The organism is Billgrantia saliphila, assembly GCF_002930105.1.
Taxonomy (GTDB): domain Bacteria; phylum Pseudomonadota; class Gammaproteobacteria; order Pseudomonadales; family Halomonadaceae; genus Halomonas; species Halomonas saliphila.
The window spans coordinates 114,239-133,815 of the sequence record NZ_PJRN01000005.1 but is presented as its reverse complement, the minus strand read 5'-3'; the positions used below and the strand labels follow the sequence as shown (position 1 = coordinate 133,815).

The window sequence follows — 19,577 nt, the reverse complement described above, 5'->3', positions numbered from 1 at the left end:
AGGAGTCATCGATGAATACGCTCGGACAGTTCGCCAGGGCCGCCCTGGCCGCGAGTTTCCTATTTGCCGCTGCCGGCACCCACGCCGCCGGTAGCCTGGATCTCAATCTCGGTGCCGATGCCGTGCAGTTCGAAGCGGCCGGCGAACTCACCCAAGGGGTTGCCCTGGGCGGCGGCGTGATCCAGAGCGAATACCGCGAGGACGCCAGCATCTATCACGCCCAGCTGCTGGGCGTGCAGCGCAACCGCGAGCGCGATATCGGCATCGGTGGACGCTGGACCCAGTTCGATACCGATTACGGCAACGGCGGCGGTCTGGGCCTGGGCGGCTACGGCTACGTCTACCTGCCGCAAATGCCCGATGTCTCGGTAGGCGGCTATGGTTTCTATACCCCCGGCGCGGTCACCAGTAACGACCTCGACGACGGCTACGAAGTCGGCCTGCGGGCGCGTTACGCCTTTACCCCCAATGTTGACGGTTACGTCGGCCTGCGCCAGACGGCGGCCGACTTCGGCAATCGCCACGGCAGCCGTACCCTGGATCGGGGTGCGCAGGTGGGGGTTCGCCTGAACTTCTGACGCTTCCCCTCTTGTTGTCGCGTCGGCGGGCCCCTGCAGGGGCCCGTACGCGTTCACCGGCAGGCCGCCATGCTCGATGTCGTGCTCTTCGAACCCGAAATCCCGCCCAATACCGGCAACTTGATCCGGCTCTGCGCCAACAGCGGTTTTCGCCTGCACCTGATCGAACCGCTGGGCTTCATGCTCGACGACAAGCGCCTGCGTCGCGCCGGGCTCGACTACCACGAGTGGGCGGCGGTCAGCGTGCATCGCGATTGGCCGGCCTTCGTCGAAGCGGTGCAGCCGATGCGGCTATTCGCCATATCGACGCGGGGGCGAACGGGCTACCATGAGCCGAGCTATCGCCCCGGCGATGCCCTGGTGTTCGGCCCGGAGACGCGCGGCCTGCCGCAGGCCATGCTTGATATGCTGCCGCCCGAACAGCGCCTGCGCATCCCCATGCTGCCGGGCAGCCGAAGCCTCAATCTCTCCAACGCCTGCGCCATCCTGGTCTACGAGGCCTGGCGCCAGCTGGGCTTCGCCGGTGCCATGAACCCTGAGAATGCACCTTGAATCAGCGCCCCGAGTCACGCCAATGAGCATTCAGCAACGCCTCGCCAAGCTCAACCCGCGCCAGCAGGAAGCCGTGCGCTACATCGACGGCCCATGCCTGGTACTGGCCGGCGCCGGTTCCGGCAAGACCAGCGTGATCACCACCAAGATCGCCTACCTGGTGCAGGTGTGCGGCATGAGCGCACGTCGCATCGCCGCGGTGACCTTCACCAACAAGGCCGCACGCGAGATGAAGGAGCGGGTGGGGCAAATGCTCAAGGGCAAGGAGGGACATGGGCTGACCGTTTCCACCTTCCATACCCTGGGACTCAACATCATTCGCAGCGAGCTCAAGGCGCTGGGCTACAAGCCGGGCTTCTCGCTGTTCGACCCAGAGGACGCCAAGGCCCTGCTGCGCGACCTGATGAACAAGGATGCCCAGGTCGACGCCGAGCAGATCAACGCCGTGCAGCACCAGATCTCGGAATGGAAGAACGACCTGGTGCTGCCGGGAGAGGCGCTGTCCCACGCCGCCAGCGAGGACGAGCACTACGCCGCGCGGGTCTACGAGGCCTACGTGCGCCATCTCAAGGCCTACAATGCGGTCGATTTCGACGATCTGATCCTGCTGCCGGTGGTACTGCTGCAGCGTGATGCCGAAGCGCTGGCGCGCTGGCGGCGCAAGATCCACTACATGCTGGTTGACGAGTACCAGGACACCAACGTTTCCCAGTACCTGCTGGTCAAGCTGCTGATGGCCGAGCGCAAGACCTTTACCGTGGTGGGCGATGACGACCAGTCGATCTACGCCTGGCGCGGGGCGCGCCCCGAGAACCTGGTGACCCTGGGCGAGGACTTCCCGCGCCTCAACGTGATCAAGCTGGAGCAGAACTACCGCTCCACCGGCACCATCCTGCGCGCCGCCAACACTTTGATCGCCAACAACCCGCACGTCTACGAGAAGACCCTGTGGTCGGAGATGGGTCAGGGCGACCCCATACGGGTGGTGGTCAACCGCCACGAGGAGGCCGAGGCCGAGCGGGTGGCCAGCGAGATCCTCACCCGGCGCATCAAGGAGCGCGCCGAGTGGCGCGACTTTGCGGTGCTCTACCGCGGCAATTTCCAGGCGCGGCTACTCGAACTCAAGCTGCAGCACTACCAGATTCCCTACAAGCTCTCCGGCGGCACTTCCTTCTTCTCGCGCAACGAGATCAAGGACGCCATGGCCTACCTGCGGTTATTGATCAACCCGGCCGACGACAACGCCTTTCTGCGCATCGTCAACGTGCCGCGTCGAGAGATCGGCCCCAGCACCCTGGAGAAGCTCGCCAACTATGCCACCGAGCGCGGCGTCTCGCTGTTCGACGCCTGCCACGAGCTGGGCCTGGAGCAGCAGCTCCCGGCACGAGCGGTGGAGCGGCTGGCGCGCTTCACCCATTTCATCGACGGCGTGCGTCGACGCATGGACGGAGGCGACGCCATCGCCGCCATTCGCGGCATGCTGCACGAGATGGACTACGAGGCGTGGCTCTACCAGAACGCCAGCGCGCCCACCATCGCCGAGCGGCGCATGGCCAACGTGTGGACGCTGATCGACCAGCTCGAGAAGTCGATGCAGCGCGACCCGGAGGAAATCGAGGCCGACGAGAGCGCCGAGACCGACGACGTGGAGGCCGCCATCTCTCGCCTGGTGCTGCGCGATATCCTCGAGCAGCAGGCCGAGGAGGACGACACCGACAAGGTGCAGCTTTTGACGATGCACGCCTCCAAGGGGCTGGAGTTCCCTCACGTCTACCTGATGGGCCTCGAGGAGGAACTGCTGCCCCACCGCAACGCCATCGAGGCGGGGACGGTGGAGGAAGAGCGTCGCCTGGCGTATGTCGGCATCACCCGGGCGCGCCGCACCCTGACCTTGACCCTGGCGCGTCAGCGCAAGGCCTTCGGCGAGCTGATGGATTGCACGCCGAGCCGCTTCCTCGACGAACTGCCGGCCGACGACCTGGAGTGGGAGGGGCGCGCCGACCGGGAAGACCCGGAGAAGAAGCAGGCGCGGGGGCAGGATGCCATCGCCGGGCTGCGCTCTTTATTGGGCTGAAGGCTCTCTACAGGCTAACCGCACAAACGCAACGGGGCGCCCAAGGCGCCCCGTTGTCGGCTTCAGATCCGCAATACGGTTACTTGACGGGTTCGACCAGGAAGTCCACGGCAGCGCGAACCTCGTCGTCGGAGAGACCCATGTTGCCGCCCTTGGGCGGCATGGCGCCAATGCCGTTGATAGCGTGGTCGTACAGCGTTTCGATGTCCTGATCGATGCGGCCTTCCCACTCGCCGGCTTCGCCACGGCGCGGAGCGCCGGCGGCACCGGTCATGTGGCACGCCATGCAGGCCTGGTTGTAGATGGCCTCGCCGTCGATCCCGGCATGAGCCGGCTCGTCGCCAGCGGCTTGTTCGTCGGCGGAGGCTTCCTCGACGGCCTCTTCGTCCACGGGTGCATCTTCCGTGGCCACGGCAGCAGCTTCGGCGTCCTCCTCGATGGGGCCCTCTTCGGTTACGGCCTCCGTCGCGGTTTCCTCTTCGCCAGTCGCTTGTTCTTCACCAGTGGTTTCGTCCTCGGCTGCCTGTTCCTCAGCCGCGGGCTCTTCACCGGCGGCTTCCTCGCCGCCCAGCTCCGGCACGTCCATCACCGGGTCCACCAAGTGTGCGGTGGCGGCGGCAACTTCCTCGTCGGAGAGGTTGGGATTGCCGCCACGGGCCGGCATGGCATTGAAACCGTTGATGGCGTGATCCAGCAGCGTGTCCCAGCCCTTGTCGACGCGGTCGGCCCAGGCATCCTCCTGTCCGCGCACCGGCGCACCGGCGGCGCCGGTTTCATGGCACGCCATGCACACCTGGCCGTAGATACCCTCGCCATCGGCGCCATCGCCACTGCCACCCGAATCGCTCTCGGCGGCGGCGGCGGTACCGCACTCCTCGCCCTGCAGGCAGAGCTGGCCCACCGGCTTCAGGCGTTCGGCAATGGCATCGCGGTCCACCTCGTCGGCCTGCACGGACGCGGCGCCCGCGGCCAGGCCCAGGGTGGCCAGACACCCCATGATCAGCTTGCTGGATTTCACTCTCACCACCTCTCGACGGTCCTGTAATCGTAATCTGCCATGGCGACATCGGCATGCGACGGCCGGGCACATGACGCACACACAATGCGCCCTAGTATACCGACAACCCGGAGGGCTGGAAAACGGCGTTGCCTCACGCCTTTGGCATGAGGGGTAACGGCTCGGCTGGCTTCGGTGATGGCCGCCGGGTATCGTAGGGCTCACTCTTCGGCGTGTTCCACCGGCGACGCGAGGTCCACGTGTACGATTTCATCATCATTGGTGGCGGCATTCTCGGCCTTTCCACCGCCATGCAGCTCATCGAGCGCTATCCCGACAAGAAGATGCTGCTGCTGGAGAAGGAGCGCGGCCCCGCGCAGCATCAAACCGGCCACAACAGCGGCGTGATTCACGCCGGGGTCTACTACACCCCGGGCAGTCTCAAGGCGCGGTTCTGTCTCGAGGGCAATCGCGCCACGCGTGATTTCTGCGACCGGCATGCCATCCCCTACGAGATCTGCGGCAAGCTGCTGGTCGCCACCAGCGAGCAGGAAATGCAGCGGATGGAAGCGCTCTGGGAGCGTACCGCGGCCAACGGGCTCGAGCGCGAATGGCTTTCGGCGGGAGCGCTCCATGAGCGCGAGCCCGACATCGCCGGCCTGGGCGCCATCTTCGTCCCTTCCAGCGGCATCGTCAGCTACGCCCGGGTGGCCGAGGCGATGGCCGAGGAGTTCCAGCGTCACGGCGGCCAGATCCGCTACGAGCATGCCGTGACCGGTATTGAGGAGCGCTCAGGCGAGGTGCTCGTGACCACGGCACGCGGCGAATTCAGCAGTCGCTACTTGGTCAGCTGCTCGGGGCTGATGGCCGATCGCATCGTGCGCCTGCTGGGGCGGAAGCCCGGCTTCACCATCTGCCCGTTCCGGGGCGAATACTACCGCCTGCCTGATCGTCTCAGTGGCATCGTCAAGCACTTGATCTACCCCATTCCTGATCCCTCCATGCCGTTTCTCGGCGTTCACCTGACTCGCATGATCGACGGTTCGGTAACCGTCGGCCCCAATGCCGTGCTGGCCTTCAAGCGCGAGGGTTACGACAAGCGCGACGTCTCGTTGGCGGATCTGTCCGGCATGTTGACCGATCCGGGCATTCTCAAGGTGCTGGGCCGTCACCTCCGGCCCGGGCTGCGCGAAATGAAGAACTCGCTGTGGCGCAAGGGTTACCTGGAGGAGGTGCGCAAGTACTGTCCCAGCCTGACTCTCGACGATCTGGAGCCCTGGCCCGCCGGTGTGCGCGCCCAGGCCGTATCGCGCGACGGCCGCCTGATCGATGACTTCCTGTTCGTCAATACCCGGCGCACGGTCAACGTCTGCAATGCACCGTCGCCGGCCGCCACGTCGGCCCTGCCCATCGGTCGGCATATCCTGGAAAAGGTCGGCAAGATGATCCAGGCGACGTGAGCGGTTGCGGGGCGGCAATAACCGAACGCCTGCCTTCCGTCGCCGTGCAGAATGAGGGAGCCATGAACGAGCGGCATCGTGCCGCCTGGTACGACAGCCTGTTTCGGCAAGGGCACGCCGCGCTGGCGGTCATCGGCCTGCTGGCATGGTCCTGGCTGGGGCCGGGGCCGGCCAGCGTGCTGTTGCTGCCGGCATGGGCAGCTTCCGGCCAGTTGATCTTCGCCGGCAGCTTCGAGGCCGCGCGCCTGCGACGCCGCGCCTGGTTGGGCCAGTATCTGCGTGCTTCCTCGCCCTGGCAGCGCCGGTTGCGGGGCGGGCCGCTCATGGCGCTGCGGCATCAGTTGCTCGGCCTTCTGCTGGCGCTGTTGCTGCTGGTGCAGCTCCGCCTGCTGCCGCCGGCTCACTGGGCGGCGCTGGCGGTGGCGGCGCTGATGCTGGGCTGGTGGCAGGCATCCCTGCGTCGGCGCATGGCGCGGCATGTGATCGACGATTACGCAGCGTCACTGACCCGCCACCTGCTGGTCTGGCCCGTGGGTGGCCTGCTGGCGCTGCTGCTGGTGCTGTTGACGCTGTGGTCGCCACAGCCCTATCTGGTCGGGTTGACCTGGGAGGAAGCCCTGGTTCGGCATGTCACCACCACGGCGGGCGATACGCTGCTCGGCTTCTTCGAACGTCTCGCCCAGGCCGTGGAGCTGACCCAGTACTGGGCCATGCAGAACGCCGTGACACGAACCGGGGTCGATGCCGGGCTGGCGCTGGTCGGCTGGCTGATACTGCTGTTGACGCAGAGCGCATTCGCCTGGGCTTTCGTCAGGCTGATGGTGGGCGGCGATGCCCTGCGCAGCCGGTTGACGCGGCGGCCCGAAAGCGAGCGGGAGGATTCGGCATGACGACACGCGCCGACACCGTGTGGCGCCTGCCGGGAGCGGGCTGGCTCCTGGGACCGCTGCTGGCGGCGCTGCTGATGCTGGGGCTCGTTCAGGCCTACCACCTGCTGCAGGCGCGCAGCGAGGCACCGCTCTTCCGCGTCGTGATCGGCGGTGAAGACCTGATTCTCGACGCCGAGACCCATGCCGACCTGGGGCGGGAGCTGGAAGAGCTCGCCGGCGGTCTGGAGCTGCGGCTGCGCGACGAAATGCAGCCCTGGCTCGATGCGCGCCTGGATGCCGCCTTCGTCCCGCTCGAGGCCACGGTGCCGGAGTACCTCGATTGGCATTTCTCGCTGCGAGGCAGCTATCTGCGCCTGGCGATGGCGCTGACGGGCGAGCTGGAGGATTGGCTGCAAGCGCAACTGGCCGAGCGCCTGGTCGAGCGCAGCGGTTTCGCGGCCGCGCTGGAAGAGCTAGAAGCCGATTACGCCGCGCGTCTCGAGCAGGCCCAGCGGCGGCTGGGGCAGGAGTTCGCCATGACGCTCAGAGCGCGCTACGGTGGGCGGCAGGCGGCCGACGGCGCATCGCAGGAGGCGCACGAGATCGATCTCGACCTGGCGCTGCAGCATGCCTTCCAGGGTCACCGGGACGAGATGCGCTGGGGGACGGCCGCGGCGGGGGGCACCCTCGGCTTCGCTGTCGGCCGGGCGCTCACCCGGCGGCTGATGGCGGGGGCGGCCATGCAGGGTTCGAGGGCCGTGGCCGGCCGAATCGTGGCGCGCCTGGGTGGCCATGCGACGCGCTCGCTGGGTAGCGGGGCGACGGCTACGCTGGCCACCTCCCCCACCGGCCCCGCATCGCTGCTGGCCGGTACCGCCACCGCAGCGGTGGCGCTGGCGGGCTTCGTGGGTACGGAATATGCGCTGCTCAAGGCCGAAGAACATCGCTTTCGCGACGCCATGGAAGCCGATCTGACCGGCGAGGTGGCACGCGTACGGGCCGAAGTGCGTCACGCGCTCGAAGCCGATGCGACTCGCCGCGCCGAAGCGCTGGGGCGCTACCTGACGCAGGCGGTACGCGACGCCGAAGCCAGCGGTGAGGTGCCGCAGACGTACCGTATCTTCGACCCTGGCCGCTGAGTCTGGCGGGAAGGCTGCCAGGCTGGACAGCGCAGGCGCGGGCAGTTACGATGTTGGCCGCTTTATAGCAAGCAAAGCGCCCGTAGCTCAGTTGGATAGAGTGTTGGCCTCCGAAGCCAAAGGTCGCAGGTTCGAATCCTGCCGGGCGCGCCAAGAATTCCTAAGCGTTTTCGGCTTGCGATGGCAGAAGCGCTATTCTCTCTTCCATTTGATCTGAAACTCTATCTCCTCTTCATCATCCGAACGCTCATGTTCGATGGTGAACTCGGCACGTGCTGGCACATATATGCGCTCCCCGGCTATCTGAATATCGAAGCGATCGCCGTTTTCGATGGAGTCTGCCAGACGGCGCAGCTTTGCGACGAAATCGGCTTTGGAATAGCCCTTTTCAACGTCCCGTTCTGCCTTGGTTGGCATGTGGTCCTCTCCTTTCATCCGGCCATTGGGCTAATCCAGTCTAGCAGGCGGCAAGCGCTGTCCGCCGACAATCCTTTTGGTAGCAGCATTCCCGGATGGGTTCGACCCACGGCTTTGGGACAAGCTATGCTGGCTCAAGCACACCGAGGAGAGGCCTGCCATGCCGAGCGCCAGCATTCTGCAACAAGGCACCATCCGCTGCCTTCCCGTTGGCCTCCGCGACGACAGAGGCAAACTGGTCAATGCGGAAGTCTCCGCCGTTGTGTACGACGGCAAACGCCTGATATTGGCCAGTGACAAGCCGATTCCCGGCGGCAACCGCTCAGCGGTGTTCGCCCTGCCCATGACACCAGAGGGGCCGGACGATACACAGCTCGAATATTTCACGACGCCGCTGATCAGGCAGGCCATCAAGTATGAAGACTTTGCGCTCACCGCCGATAGCCGCCATGTACTGGCGACCACCGGCTTCGACCGCATCGATGACGCCAGCCACGAACTCAATGCCTACAACCACTTACTTATTTGGCCACTGGGCGAGCCGGACAAGGTGCAGGCCGTGGACCCTGATCCTCGTGACGGTGTGGAGGGATCGCTGGAGCTGCGTAACAAGCTCGACGGAGCGATCGGCTTTCCTTACTACAAGATCGAAGGACTGGCGGCGATACCGGGCGAGAGGGGAGATGGCCTGTTGCTCTTCGGCCTGCGAGAGCAGGGCAGAACGCATGATGACTTCGCCTATGTCAGCCGGTTGGTGGGAGCGCACTACGAGATCAGTCATACCGGCAATCTCGTATTCATCGATGAAATGCGTGAGTTCTATGCTTTTGACCCCGGATATCATGAAGGGGTGAGATTCGAATGCGGCTTGTCCAGCCTGGAGTACGATCCCTACCATGCCCGGCTCTTTTTGTTGACGAGCTTCGAGACGGAACAGAACGGCGAACCTTGTATCGGGGGTTATTTATGGGTGATGAGCCTCGATGATCTGCGTGCCGGCCGGCTTCCGAGGCTAGTCACTGCACCGGATGGTACGCCGCTGGAGTTCAAGCATAAGGCGGAGGGTCTGGCGATTCTGGATCACGAGCGCATGTTCGTCGCCTACGACAATGATCGTCATCTCGGGTTGGAGGGCATTGAGGAACGCAATGAACGACATGCCTGCGAAGCGCCCTTCACCTTGCTACGGATGAACAACGTGTAATGATCCAGCCCTGCAGGTTCGGTCAGGGCGACGAAACAACACCTCTGAGCGCCTGTCGGTGCACCTCGCCGTGAGCGCCAAGCATTCGAAGCCCCACGATCCCCCTGCCGTGGGGCTTCGTCGTTCATGTCAGCTTAGCCAGGTTCCCGATGGTGTCCCGCTCGGCAGGTGAGCCTGGATGCGGCAGCGGAGCAGCGGCATAGGCCTCTCTCCAACGGCAACCTTCGTCATGGCATGGCGATGCGGAAAATAATATGATGTATGACTAATTATCGGCGAACGATACGTTCGGCTCATGCTGGCACAATAGGCAGAAAAAAGGGGTTAATGCTCAGGGCAACGATATGACAATCGATATTTCTGATCTGAACGTACAGAAGGTCTCGAAGCAGGGGAGCCTACCGACGCATGTCGCCGATAAGTTGGAAGCCCTGATCCTCGAAGGAAGGATCAAGGTGGGCGACAAGCTGCCGACCGAGGCTCGCCTTTGCGACTCGTTCGGCGTCAGCCGCACGGTGATACGCGAGGCCGTGACGCATCTCAAGTCGCTGGGGTTGGTGGAGACGCGAAGGGGTGTGGGAACGACGGTGCTGCGCTCCACTGCCATCGAAGACCGCCCGGCGGAAAGAATCAGCCCCACCACGATCCAGGATATCCTGCATGTCCTCGAACTCCGTCTGTCACTGGAGCCGGCGGCAGCGGAGCTGGCCGCCCAGCGACACGACGAGGAGGATCGTCGCGATCTCGAAGCCAAGCATGCCGCCTTCATTCGGGCACACGCCGAGAAGTCCCAGGCACGCGTGGAGGATTACGAATTCCACTGCGCCATCTTCAAGGCCGCGAAGAATCCGTTTTTCCTCCAGCTCTATGCCCAGCTCAGCCAGAGCATGATTCCCCGCGCCAAGCTGCAGGCCGTCGACATCGATCGGGCCGCCGCGGAACGCTATATCGGGCGGGTCAAGGAGGAACATGGCTATATCCTCGAGGCCATCCTCTCCCGCGATTCGGATGCGGCAAGGGAGACCATGTACCAGCATCTCAGCCGTTCCTGGAACCTCTACGCGAACTACCTGACTCGCTAGAGGACACGGGAGCCGAGAAGACGACGAAAAAAAAAGCGCCGAGGAACCCGGCGCTGGAGGTAAGGGACGGCACGTCAGCTGGCGACGCCTCCTATGGTCGGCGTCCTGGGTTTGCGGACCACCATGAAGTAGTAGAACACCCCGGTCAGCAGCAGGAAGAAGAGGCTGTCGATACTGGTGAGGAAGATCATGGGATTGCCGTCGTTGATGGACAGGGCCCGTCGACAATACTCCTCGAGGCTGGGCCCCAGCACGAAGCCGAGCAGCAGGCAGGCGATAGGGTACTTGTGCTGACGCAGGACGTAGGCGAGCACGCCGAACAGCAGCGCCAGCGACATCTGGAAGGTGGAGTAGGTCGCCACGTAGCTGCCGACCAGCGCGATGACGGCGATGCTGGAGTACAGCACGTCGCGGCGAATCGACACGATGCGCACGAAATAGGGGCCGAGCAGGTACAGCGTCAGCGGCACGAGGACCAAGGCGCTAACGAGCAGGGCCGCAAACATCGGGGCCACCAGATGCAGCTGGGTATCGAGGAACTGGGGGCCCGGCTGCAGGCCGTTGATCACGAGCACACCGAGCACGATGGCCGTGGTGGGGTCGCCGGGGATGCCGAACGAGAGCATGGGCACGAAGGCGCCACTGCACATCGAGTTGTTGGCGCCTTCGGCCGCCGCGATGCCTTCGTACGAGCCCTTGCCGTAGCGCTCGGGATGTTTGGAGCTGCGCATGGCTTCGGCGTAGGAGACGAAAGCGGCCATCGAGCCGCCCGCACCGGGCAGGACGCCGATGGCGTAGCCAATGACGGCGGACTTGATATAGCGGTAGACGCCGATCTCGCGCACTTCGCTGAGCGGCGGAATGAAATCCCGGCGACGAATCCTTTCGGCCTTGACGGCATCGGCATCGACGGTACGCCGCCCGCCCTTGCGCGCCTGCACCAATAGCTCGCTAATGGCGAAGGCGCCGATGACCAAGGGCATGATGTCGATGCCCTGCATCAGCGTGCTGGTGCCAAACGTGAAGCGCGGCACGGGCTGCATCACGTCGATGCCCACCGTGGCGACCATGACCCCCAGCGTCGTGGTGACCAGCCCCTTGGGGATGGAGTCCCGCTGGGAAATGACGATGACGATCAGCGCGAAGGCGATCAGCGAGAACTTTCCGGGCGTGCGGATCAGCAGTGCGGCTTCGGCCGCCAGGGGAGCGATCACCATCAGCAGGACGGCGCCCAGGGCGCCACCGATCATTGAGGCCAGCGCCGCATGACCCAGCGCCTTGGCCCCCTCGCCGCGCTGCTGCAGCGGATAGCCTTCGATCGCGGTCATCATCGAGGCCGGCGCGCCGGGAATATTGATCGTGGTGGCGGTGATGCTGCCACTGCACATGCCCGCCATGAAGATGCTGGCGCAGGCCACGAGCGCCGTGGTCACGTCGAGGCTGTAGGTCAGCGGCAGCAGCAGGGCGATGGCCAGCATCGAGGTCAGCCCCGGCACGGCGCCGAAGAAGGTGCCGATCAGGTAGCCGCCCACCAAGTAGGCGAACACCTCCGGCTGGAGCAGGGTCGTGAATCCGTTGAGCAGTTCTCTGAAGTAGTCCATACCGTTACGTCCACAGGGTGGGCAAGCGAACCTGGAAGATGAGCTCGAACAGGGCGTAACCGAGCAGGGTGATGACGAGGGCGGCGGCGATCTTGACGATCCAGGCACGACCTCCCTTGCCGGGACGGGGGTTGCCGAACAGGAACGTCAGCAGCAGCACGTAGAGAAACGTGGAGAGGGAGTAGCCGATGACCGAGAAGACGCCGATATACAGGCCGGTCACCAAGGTGACCCACAGCGCGCCGAAGCGGTTCAGCGCTGGGACGCTGGCCTCGGCGCCCGCGGCAGGCGGCGTCTCGGGAGCCGCGCCCTTGCCGGCTTCGCTGCGCCCTTGCCAGAGCACGACGCCGATCGAGAGGTACATGATCACGGCGAGTACGACCGGAAAAAACGACGCCGTGATGTCGCCACGCTTGATCGGCGGCATCATTTGCAGGGCATTCACGAGATAGATCGTGGTGACAGCCAGCAGCAGGACGGGCACGATCCACTTTCCACTGAATGAGTAGGGGAGCTTCAAGGTTCCACCTCTCTCGCTGTAGGGGATAGCCCCGCCGCGCAGTTGCACGGCGGAGGCGGCACTTCGCGCGGCGGGGCGCCAGACGGCCATGGCGAGGCGCGTCTGCGTCGGCCTAGTCGAGAATGCCCTGTTCCTGGAGTTCCTCCATGGTGGCGAAGATCTCCTCCTGGGTGGTGTCGACCCATTCGGTGACTTCGTCGCGTCCCAGCCAGTTCGGCGTTACCCCGACGTCGACCAGCCAGTCCTGGAATTCGTCGCTTTCGTAGGCTGCCTGGTAGGCCGCTTCGAGCTCGTCCAGGATCGGTTCCGGCGTGCCGGCCGGGGCGGCCAGGATGATGAAACTGCCCATCTGGATATCGAGGTCGCGTTCGGAGGCGGGCGGCACATCCGGGAACGACTGGCTCTGCACGTCGGTGAATTCGATCAGGCCGCGCGCATCGCCCCCCTCGATGAGCGAAGCGAAATCGCCAAGGCTGGTGACCGCAAGGTCGATCTCGCCGTTCAGCAGCGCCTCCTTCTGCGGCGCGGCGCCACCGGGATAGGAGATGATCTTGAAGTCGGCGCCGGTCGCATCCATCAGCTGGAGCAGCGTCAGGTGGGTGCGCGCTCCCATGTTCTGAATGCCGGCGCGAATGGCGCCGGGCTCGGCCTTGGCTGCCTCGATCAGCGCTTCGAAGCTGTCGTGCTCCGAGTCGGCCGGCACGATGATTGCGTCGGGTTCGCTGGTGATGCGTGCGATCAGGTCCATCTCGTCGACACTGTAGCCCGGCAGCATGTCCTGCCACGGCACGGTGATGACGCTGTCGTAGGTCAGGGCACCGAGGGTGTAGCCGTCGGCCTTGGCGTTGATCAGCTGGATCAGGCCGTTGCCGCTCATGCCGCCCTCGATGTTCTCGACGTAGACGGTGCCGGATAGTGGCTCTTCCGCCAGGTCGGTGATCTTGCGCACGATACCGTCGGTGCCGCCTCCGGCGCCCCATGGCACGATCATGCGGATGTCACGGGTCGGGTACTCCTCCGCGGCGTTGACCGGGGCGGTCACCAGCGTCAGAGCGCAGGCAAGCCCCATGGCTGTCTTGAGCATAGTGGTACTCCTCTTGTTATTGGCTTCGTCATTTTGCTGTCGTCAGGGGCGGCGCCCGACCGGGCGAGCCGCCCATCATGCCTCGTTGCAGACACCGCGCAGGCAGGGGCGTCACTCCGCGAGCGCGAGGATGTCGTTCCAGGTCGCGTCGTCGATCTCCACGGCCGCCCCCGGCGCATGCTTGTCTCGTCGCCTCTGCTCACTGGTCGCCTTGCCCGGCCAGCGCACGGGAGCGCCCCCCTCGTCCGGCGCGGCCGATGCCAGGTGGGCGGTAATGCCGTCCACCAACTGACGGCAGAGATCCTGACCGCCCAGATGGCGGGGATCGAAGAGCATGAAGACCTGGCAGCAGCCGGTGCCGCTGCCCCGCTGCAGCTTGTCGATCTCGTGGCTGGGCCGGCCCTGGGCCAGCAGCGCCGCGAGCGCGTCGAGCAGGATGGCCAGACCGGAGCCTTTCCAGTACCCGGTAGGAAGAATGCGGCGCGTGGCTTCGACCGCCGCGGGCTCCCGGGTCAGCTCGCCCTGGGCGTCGAAGCCGCCGTCGATGGGGAGTTGTCTGCCCTGCTGGCGCAGCGTCTGGAGCTTGCCGTAGGAGAACTGCGACATGGCCATGTCGAGCACCAGCGGGCTCTCGCCCGGCACGCCCATGACCAGCGGGTTATTGCCGATGCTCTGCTGCGACGAACCCCAGGCCGGCATGCACGATTCCGTATTGGTCCACATCAGCGCGGCATAGCCATGCTCCACGGCATGCCAGCCATAACTACCGCCGCGCATCCAATGGGTGGTGTCGCGCAGGGCAACGACTCCCATGCCGTGCTCCTCGGCGAGCGACATGGCGCGCTCGGTGGCCTGCATGGCATTGCGAATCCCGATGCCGAAGTGACCGTCGTGGACTTCCAGCGCACCCAAGGCATGAATCCGCTCCGGCGTGGCGCTAGGATCGACCCAGCCGCGGCGAACGTAATCGACGAAGCGAGCGATGCGACCGACGCCATGCGAGGCGACACCGTCCCAGGTGCTCTCGGCATGAATGCGGGCGCAGAGCTCCGCATCCGCGCTTGTCAGCCCGGCGCGCTGCAGGACCCGCTCCAGGGTATGGACCAGAGTATTAAAAGGGATCGCCGTCATGGTGTCGTATCCATTAAGTCATACATCATACAAATAACGTAGCGACCAAGCCGACACCGTGATATCCGCCTTTAGTAGTAGATACACCGTGCTATCACCTCTTCGTGCCTAGGGTTGCAAAGTTGATAATACATAGTATGTATTACTAATGGTTTCACCTTCCCCCCAAATCGCCAAACGAAAGAGGTAGTGCCATGCTTGTCGATCTACGCACCTACACGATGGTCCCGGGCCGTCTGAACGCTTATCTCGAGCTCTACGAGCGCGAGGGGCTACCGATCCAACAACGGCACCTGGGCCATCTGCTGGGCTATTTCGTTACCGAGACGGGGGAGTTGAACCAAGTCGTGCACCTGTGGGGCTACGAGAGCGCAGCGGACCGGGAGGCACGTCGCACCGCCATGGAGAAGGACCCCGACTGGATTGCCTACCGCAAGAAGAGCGCCGAGGCGGGCAACGTCCAGCATCAGAGCAACAAGCTGCTGCGCCCCTCCCGCTTTTCCCCCATGTGAAACCGAGGTGACTATGGCTGACTCACACGAGGAACAAGCCCCGCGCACGGGCGCACAGGTACTGGTCGATGCACTGCTGAACAACGGCGTGACGCAGGCTTTCGCCGTGCCCGGCGAAAGCTATCTCAGCGTGCTGGACGCGCTGTACGATCGCCGAGAGCGCTTGAAACTGGTCACCTGCCGGCATGAGTCGGGGGCGTCCAACATGGCCGAAGCCCATGCCAAGATGACGGGGTTGCCGGGTATCTGCTTCGTCACGCGCGGACCGGGTGCATGCCACGCCAGCATTGGCGTGCACACCGCGCGCCAGGATTCGACGCCGATGATCCTGTTCATCGGCCAGGTCGCACGCCACATGCGCGAGCGCGAGGCCTTTCAGGAGATCGACTATCGCCAGATGTTCGGCCCCGTGGCCAAATGGGTCACCGAGGTGGACGATGCCAGGCGCCTGCCGGAAGTGCTGGCGCGCGCCTTCCAGACGGCGATTTCCGGTCGCCCCGGCCCGGTGGTCGTCTCGCTGCCCGAAGACATGCTCGACGACATGGTCCGCGTCGAAGACGCTCCGGCCGCAAGTCGCGTCCCCATCGCTCCCGATCCGCAGTCGCTGGTGCGTGTCTCCGAAGCCCTGGAGGAGGCGCAGCGTCCGGTGCTGATCGTCGGCGGTGGCGACTGGAGCGCTCGGGCCGGCGAACACCTGCGCCAGTTCGCCGAAGCGCATCACGTGCCGATCCTGGCCTCGTTCCGCTGCCAGGACTTCGTCGATAACGATTCGCCGGCCTATGTCGGGCGCCTCGGCCTGGGCGCGCCGGCGCAGGCCAATGCGCTGGTGGAGCGGGCCGACCTGGTCATCGCACTGGGCGCCAGGCTGGGCGAGGCCACCACGCAGGGCTATACCCTGCTGGCCTCGCCACGACCGCGACAGCGGTTCATCCACGTGCATGCGGATATCGGCGAGCTGGGCCGGGTCTACCACGGCATGCCGATCAACGCGACCTCGCCGGAGTTCGCCGAAGCGCTGGCGACGCTACCCCCGCGGGGTGAGATGGCGCGTCGAGCCTACCTGGCCCAGGCGAGGCAGGCCTTCGAGGCTTACGCCAAGGTCGAGCCCGCCGAGGGCGACCTGGACATGCAGACCGTCGTGGCGACGATCGCCGAAGCCCTGCCCAAGGATACGGTCTACGCCAACGGTGCGGGCAATTACACCCTCTGGCTGCAGCGCTACCTGACGTTTCACGCCTTTCGTTCGCAGCTGGCGCCGACCAGCGGTGCCATGGGGTATGGTTTCCCGGCGGCCATCGGCGCCAAACTGGCCCTGCCGGAGCGCAGCGTTGTCGCCTTCGGTGGCGATGGCTGTGCGCTGATGAGTATCCAGGAGCTGGCGACGGCCCGCATGCTGGGATTGAAAATCCTGTTCGTGGTGGTCAACAACGGCAGTTACGGGACGATCCGCATGCATCAGGAGCGACGCTTCCCCGGACGGGTCTCGGGAACCGAGCTGATCAACCCCGACTTCGTCACCCTGGCCAAGGGATTCGGACTGCATGGCGAAGCCATCGAGCGCAACGACCAACTGCCGGAGGCGCTGGCCCGCTGCCAGGCCCATGCGGGATCGGCGCTGCTGGAGATACGCATGCCCGCCGACACGCCGCATGCCACGCCGCCCAAGGCGTGAGGCAGTCATCCGGCACGCCACTCTTGTCCACGAGCGACGCTTATGACGTCTGGTTGCGACACCGAAGGGCCGCATGGCTGGCGGCCTTCTCGCGAATGGCCGATTTTGACGTATCCGAGAGCGACAATTTGGAATATCGTGACAGTCAACCTTGCCTGATCGCGACACCTCAAGGCACCGACCCACGACCCTGACACAGCACCCTGACGGGTAAACATGCCGACAACCATAACGACACACGGCATCGGAGTATGATCATGGCTACGTCATCCACGGCTTCGTCCGCTTCCAGCCAGTCCCCACGCAAGGCACCGGTCCCCCAGACCCTGGGTTTCCTGCTGCTGGAAAACTTCACACTGTTCTCGCTGGCCTCGGCCATCGAACCGCTGCGCATGGCCAACCAGCTGGCCGGTCGCGAGCTGTACCGCTGGTTCACGCTGAGCGTGGATGGCGGGCCGATACCGGCCAGCGATGGACTGCGGGTCACCCCGGACGGCGCTATCACCATGCCGCTGGCGCTGGACATGGTGATTGTCTGCGGCGGCGTGGGACCGGCCCGCGCCGTGCAGCGCGAGCACGTCAGCTGGTTGCAGTCCCAGGCGCGCCTGTCGCGCCGGCTGGGCGGCATCTGTACCGGCAGCTGGGCGCTGGGCAAGGCGGGGCTGCTCGACGGCTACGAGACCAGCGTGCACTGGGAGTGCCTGGCGGCGATGCGCGAGTCGTTCCCCCGTGCCGTGCTAACCACGCGGCTGTTCTCCATCGACCGCGACCGAGCCACCGCCTCCGGCGGCACCGCGCCGCTCGATATGATGCTGACCCTGATCGGCCGCGAGCATGGCCGAGAACTCTCGGCGGGCATCTCCGAGATGTTCATCTGCGAGCGCATGCGCGGCGAGAACGACCACCAGCGGGTGCCGCTCAAGCATGTGCTGGGCACCACCCAGCCCAAGCTGCTGGAGATCGTCGCGCTGATGGAGGCCAACCTGGAGGAGCCCATCGGGCTCGAGGAACTGGCCGACTACGTCGGCGTCTCCCGCCGCCAGCTAGAGCGGTTGTTCCAGAAGTACCTGGACTGTTCGCCGTCGCGCTACTACCTCAAGCTGCGCCTCACCCGGGCGCGCCAGCTGCTCAAGCAGACCTCGATGTCGATCATCGAGGTGGCCTCGGCCTGCGGCTTCGTCTCCACGCCGCACTTTTCCAAGTGCTACCGGGAGTTCTTCGGCATGCCGCCGCGGGAGGAGCGGCTGGGCACCAGCCCGCTGCGCCCGCCGGCGCTTCCCGAGTCGTCGTCCGACAGTCTCCTGCTGGAGCCGGTTACCCTTCAGCCGGTACCGGAGCAGCCGGTTTCCGCGGCGCTGATGGCGCTGGATCAGGCCCGGGGCGAGCCGACGTACGCCAGCGTACGCTTGCGACAGTAACGCCTGAGCGTGGCGCCACCTGTCGCGAAGCCGCGGCGTCGCCTGTTGTCAAATTCCTTTCCGAGACGCGTCGCCTCTCCCGCCCCGGCGGGAGAGGCGCGTTTCGGCACTCGCGTTTACTTCGATCCTGCCGGTCTCAGTACCCGGCGCCCGTCGCTGTCGCGACAGACATGACGTTTTCGGAATGGTCGCCGTCGCTCTCAGGAGTCGGGCCGTACCTGGCCGGCGCTATGCTGCCGTCAAGCCAACCCGATCCGGAGCACCCTCATGACTCCCCGTGACCTGCACGACGACGCCATCGTCATCGATGGCCTGATCATCGCCAAGTGGAACCGCGAGCTGTTCGAGGACATGCGCCGCGGCGGACTCACCGCAGCCAACTGCACCGTTTCGGTGTGGGAGGGCTTCCAGGCCACGGTCGACAACATCGTCGCCTCCAACCGACTGATGGCCGAATGCAGCGACCTGGTGCGCCCGGTGCGCACCACCGCCGACATTACCCGAGCCAAGGAGGAGGGCAAGACCGGCATCATCTACGGCTTCCAGAACGCCCACGCCTTCGAGGATCAGATCGGCTACGTCGAGATCTTCAAGCAGCTCGGCGTGGGCATCGTGCAGATGTGCTACAACACCCAGAACCTGGTGGGCACCGGCTGCTACGAGCGCGACGGTGGGCTCTCCGGCTTCGGTCGCGAAATCGTCGCCGAGATGAACCGCGTCGGCGTCATGTGCGACCTGTCACACGTCGGTGCCAAGACCTCCGAGGAGGTCATCCTCGAGTCGCAGAAACCGGTCTGCTATTCCCACTGCCTGCCGTCGGGCCTCAAGGAGCATCCGCGCAACAAGTCCGACGAGGAGCTGCGCTTCATCGCCGAGCACGGCGGCTTCGTCGGCGTGACCATGTTCACCCCCTTCCTGCGCGCCGGCGTCGATGCCACCGTCGACGACTATGTCGAGGCCATCGAGTACGTGATGAACATCGTCGGCGAGGACGCCATCGGCATTGGCACCGACTTCACCCAAGGCCACGGGCAGGACTTCTTCGAGTGGCTGACCCACGACAAGGGCTATGCCCGGCGCCTGACCCGCTTCGGCAAGATCATCAACCCCGAGGGCATCCGCACCATCGGCGAGTTCCCCAACCTGACCGAAGCGCTGCTGCGCCGCGGCTTCAGCGAAACTCAGGTGCGCAAGATCATGGGCGAGAACTGGGTGCGTGTATTGAAGGATGTGTGGGGCGCCTGACGGCCAGCCACAAGCCACGAGC

18 protein-coding genes and 1 tRNA gene are annotated in these 19,577 nt (G+C 65.1%); 13 read left to right on the top strand and 6 right to left on the bottom strand.

Translation table 11 applies throughout. The features are described from left to right. The first annotated feature begins 11 nt into the window (after positions 1–11). From CYJ07_RS07570 to rep, 3 genes are all read left to right on the top strand, one after another. Entirely contained in the window at positions 12–578 is a 567-nt protein-coding gene (locus CYJ07_RS07570; protein WP_104203073.1) for a YfaZ family outer membrane protein, read from the top strand. A gap of 69 nt (positions 579–647) precedes the next feature. Beyond that, positions 648–1,130 carry a tRNA (uridine(34)/cytosine(34)/5-carboxymethylaminomethyluridine(34)-2'-O)-methyltransferase TrmL gene (gene trmL, locus CYJ07_RS07565; RefSeq protein WP_104203072.1) on the top strand — a complete coding sequence of 161 codons (483 nt, stop codon included), beginning with the start codon at positions 648–650 and terminating at the stop codon, positions 1,128–1,130. 22 nt (positions 1,131–1,152) lie between these two features. Beyond that, positions 1,153–3,204: a DNA helicase Rep gene (gene rep, locus CYJ07_RS07560; RefSeq protein ID WP_104203071.1), complete on the top strand. Its 2,052-nt coding sequence runs from the start codon at positions 1,153–1,155 to the stop codon at positions 3,202–3,204. Positions 3,205–3,283: 79 nt separating this feature from the next. On the opposite strand, the gene CYJ07_RS07555 is transcribed toward rep, so the two are convergent. Then, positions 3,284–4,222, bottom strand: coding sequence for a c-type cytochrome (locus tag CYJ07_RS07555; protein ID WP_104203191.1), 939 nt, complete (start codon positions 4,220–4,222; stop codon positions 3,284–3,286). 239 nt (positions 4,223–4,461) lie between these two features. Between CYJ07_RS07555 and lhgO the strand changes: the two genes are divergently transcribed. From lhgO to CYJ07_RS07535, 4 genes are all read left to right on the top strand, one after another. Next, the gene (lhgO, locus tag CYJ07_RS07550) at positions 4,462–5,661 is read left to right on the top strand and encodes an L-2-hydroxyglutarate oxidase (protein ID WP_104203070.1); all 1,200 of its coding nucleotides are present in this window, start codon (positions 4,462–4,464) and stop codon (positions 5,659–5,661) included. A gap of 62 nt (positions 5,662–5,723) precedes the next feature. Then, the gene (locus CYJ07_RS07545) at positions 5,724–6,551 is read left to right on the top strand and encodes a hypothetical protein (protein WP_104203069.1); all 828 of its coding nucleotides are present in this window, start codon (positions 5,724–5,726) and stop codon (positions 6,549–6,551) included. Then, the gene (locus CYJ07_RS07540) at positions 6,548–7,669 is read left to right on the top strand and encodes a hypothetical protein (protein ID WP_104203068.1); all 1,122 of its coding nucleotides are present in this window, start codon (positions 6,548–6,550) and stop codon (positions 7,667–7,669) included. Before CYJ07_RS07545 ends, CYJ07_RS07540 begins: the two co-directional genes overlap by 4 nt. 76 nt (positions 7,670–7,745) lie before the next feature. Beyond that, a tRNA-Arg gene (locus CYJ07_RS07535) sits at positions 7,746–7,822 on the top strand. 39 nt (positions 7,823–7,861) lie between these two features. Here CYJ07_RS07535 and CYJ07_RS07530 read toward each other — a convergent pair. Next, entirely contained in the window at positions 7,862–8,086 is a 225-nt protein-coding gene (locus CYJ07_RS07530) for an amphi-Trp domain-containing protein (protein WP_104203067.1), read from the bottom strand. Positions 8,087–8,246: 160 nt separating this feature from the next. Here CYJ07_RS07530 and CYJ07_RS07525 point away from each other — a divergent pair, with 160 nt between their 5' ends. Beyond that, positions 8,247–9,290: a hypothetical protein gene (locus CYJ07_RS07525; RefSeq protein ID WP_104203066.1), complete on the top strand. Its 1,044-nt coding sequence runs from the start codon at positions 8,247–8,249 to the stop codon at positions 9,288–9,290. Positions 9,291–9,634: 344 nt separating this feature from the next. Then, positions 9,635–10,372 (top strand): FadR/GntR family transcriptional regulator, encoded by a 738-nt coding sequence (locus CYJ07_RS07520; protein ID WP_104203065.1) that lies wholly within the window; start codon positions 9,635–9,637, stop codon positions 10,370–10,372. A gap of 74 nt (positions 10,373–10,446) precedes the next feature. Here the strand turns inward: CYJ07_RS07520 and CYJ07_RS07515 are convergent, their stop codons facing one another. The 4 genes from CYJ07_RS07515 to yiaK all read right to left on the bottom strand — a co-directional run bounded on the left by CYJ07_RS07515 (position 10,447) and on the right by yiaK (position 14,708). After that, entirely contained in the window at positions 10,447–11,973 is a 1,527-nt protein-coding gene (locus tag CYJ07_RS07515) for a tripartite tricarboxylate transporter permease (RefSeq protein WP_104203064.1), read from the bottom strand. Positions 11,974–11,977: 4 nt separating this feature from the next. After that, positions 11,978–12,457 carry a tripartite tricarboxylate transporter TctB family protein gene (locus CYJ07_RS07510; protein WP_197038286.1) on the bottom strand — a complete coding sequence of 160 codons (480 nt, stop codon included), beginning with the start codon at positions 12,455–12,457 and terminating at the stop codon, positions 11,978–11,980. A gap of 148 nt (positions 12,458–12,605) precedes the next feature. Continuing rightward, positions 12,606–13,577 (bottom strand): Bug family tripartite tricarboxylate transporter substrate binding protein, encoded by a 972-nt coding sequence (locus CYJ07_RS07505; RefSeq protein WP_104203062.1) that lies wholly within the window; start codon positions 13,575–13,577, stop codon positions 12,606–12,608. A 111-nt stretch (positions 13,578–13,688) separates the two neighbouring features. Continuing rightward, entirely contained in the window at positions 13,689–14,708 is a 1,020-nt protein-coding gene (gene yiaK / locus CYJ07_RS07500; RefSeq protein ID WP_104203061.1) for a 3-dehydro-L-gulonate 2-dehydrogenase, read from the bottom strand. Positions 14,709–14,902: 194 nt separating this feature from the next. On the opposite strand from yiaK, the gene CYJ07_RS07495 reads away from it, so the two are divergent. From CYJ07_RS07495 to CYJ07_RS07480, 4 genes are all read left to right on the top strand, one after another. Continuing rightward, entirely contained in the window at positions 14,903–15,220 is a 318-nt protein-coding gene (locus CYJ07_RS07495) for an NIPSNAP family protein (RefSeq protein ID WP_104203060.1), read from the top strand. 13 nt (positions 15,221–15,233) lie between these two features. Beyond that, positions 15,234–16,892, top strand: a complete 1,659-nt coding sequence (locus CYJ07_RS07490; RefSeq protein WP_104203059.1) for a thiamine pyrophosphate-dependent enzyme — start codon at positions 15,234–15,236, stop codon at positions 16,890–16,892. A 257-nt stretch (positions 16,893–17,149) separates the two neighbouring features. Further along, on the top strand, positions 17,150–18,310 hold the full coding sequence (gbdR, locus tag CYJ07_RS07485) for a choline metabolism transcriptional regulator GbdR (protein ID WP_104203190.1): 1,161 nt from the start codon (positions 17,150–17,152) through the stop codon (positions 18,308–18,310). A gap of 267 nt (positions 18,311–18,577) precedes the next feature. After that, positions 18,578–19,555 carry a dipeptidase gene (locus CYJ07_RS07480; RefSeq protein WP_104203058.1) on the top strand — a complete coding sequence of 326 codons (978 nt, stop codon included), beginning with the start codon at positions 18,578–18,580 and terminating at the stop codon, positions 19,553–19,555. The last annotated feature ends 22 nt before the right edge of the window (positions 19,556–19,577 follow it).

Coding starts and splice junctions, on each gene's coding strand:
- CYJ07_RS07540 (WP_104203068.1), top strand. CDS start 6,548: ATGACGACACGCGCCGACACCGTGTGGCGCCTGCCGGGAGCGGGCTGG.
- CYJ07_RS07530 (WP_104203067.1), bottom strand. CDS start 8,086: ATGCCAACCAAGGCAGAACGGGACGTTGAAAAGGGCTATTCCAAAGCC.
- CYJ07_RS07515 (WP_104203064.1), bottom strand. CDS start 11,973: ATGGACTACTTCAGAGAACTGCTCAACGGATTCACGACCCTGCTCCAG.
- yiaK (WP_104203061.1), bottom strand. CDS start 14,708: ATGACGGCGATCCCTTTTAATACTCTGGTCCATACCCTGGAGCGGGTC.
- CYJ07_RS07570 (WP_104203073.1), top strand. CDS start 12: ATGAATACGCTCGGACAGTTCGCCAGGGCCGCCCTGGCCGCGAGTTTC.
- CYJ07_RS07495 (WP_104203060.1), top strand. CDS start 14,903: ATGCTTGTCGATCTACGCACCTACACGATGGTCCCGGGCCGTCTGAAC.
- CYJ07_RS07490 (WP_104203059.1), top strand. CDS start 15,234: ATGGCTGACTCACACGAGGAACAAGCCCCGCGCACGGGCGCACAGGTA.
- CYJ07_RS07520 (WP_104203065.1), top strand. CDS start 9,635: ATGACAATCGATATTTCTGATCTGAACGTACAGAAGGTCTCGAAGCAG.
- CYJ07_RS07505 (WP_104203062.1), bottom strand. CDS start 13,577: ATGCTCAAGACAGCCATGGGGCTTGCCTGCGCTCTGACGCTGGTGACC.
- CYJ07_RS07545 (WP_104203069.1), top strand. CDS start 5,724: ATGAACGAGCGGCATCGTGCCGCCTGGTACGACAGCCTGTTTCGGCAA.
- CYJ07_RS07480 (WP_104203058.1), top strand. CDS start 18,578: ATGACTCCCCGTGACCTGCACGACGACGCCATCGTCATCGATGGCCTG.
- gbdR (WP_104203190.1), top strand. CDS start 17,150: ATGGCTACGTCATCCACGGCTTCGTCCGCTTCCAGCCAGTCCCCACGC.
- CYJ07_RS07525 (WP_104203066.1), top strand. CDS start 8,247: ATGCCGAGCGCCAGCATTCTGCAACAAGGCACCATCCGCTGCCTTCCC.
- trmL (WP_104203072.1), top strand. CDS start 648: ATGCTCGATGTCGTGCTCTTCGAACCCGAAATCCCGCCCAATACCGGC.
- rep (WP_104203071.1), top strand. CDS start 1,153: ATGAGCATTCAGCAACGCCTCGCCAAGCTCAACCCGCGCCAGCAGGAA.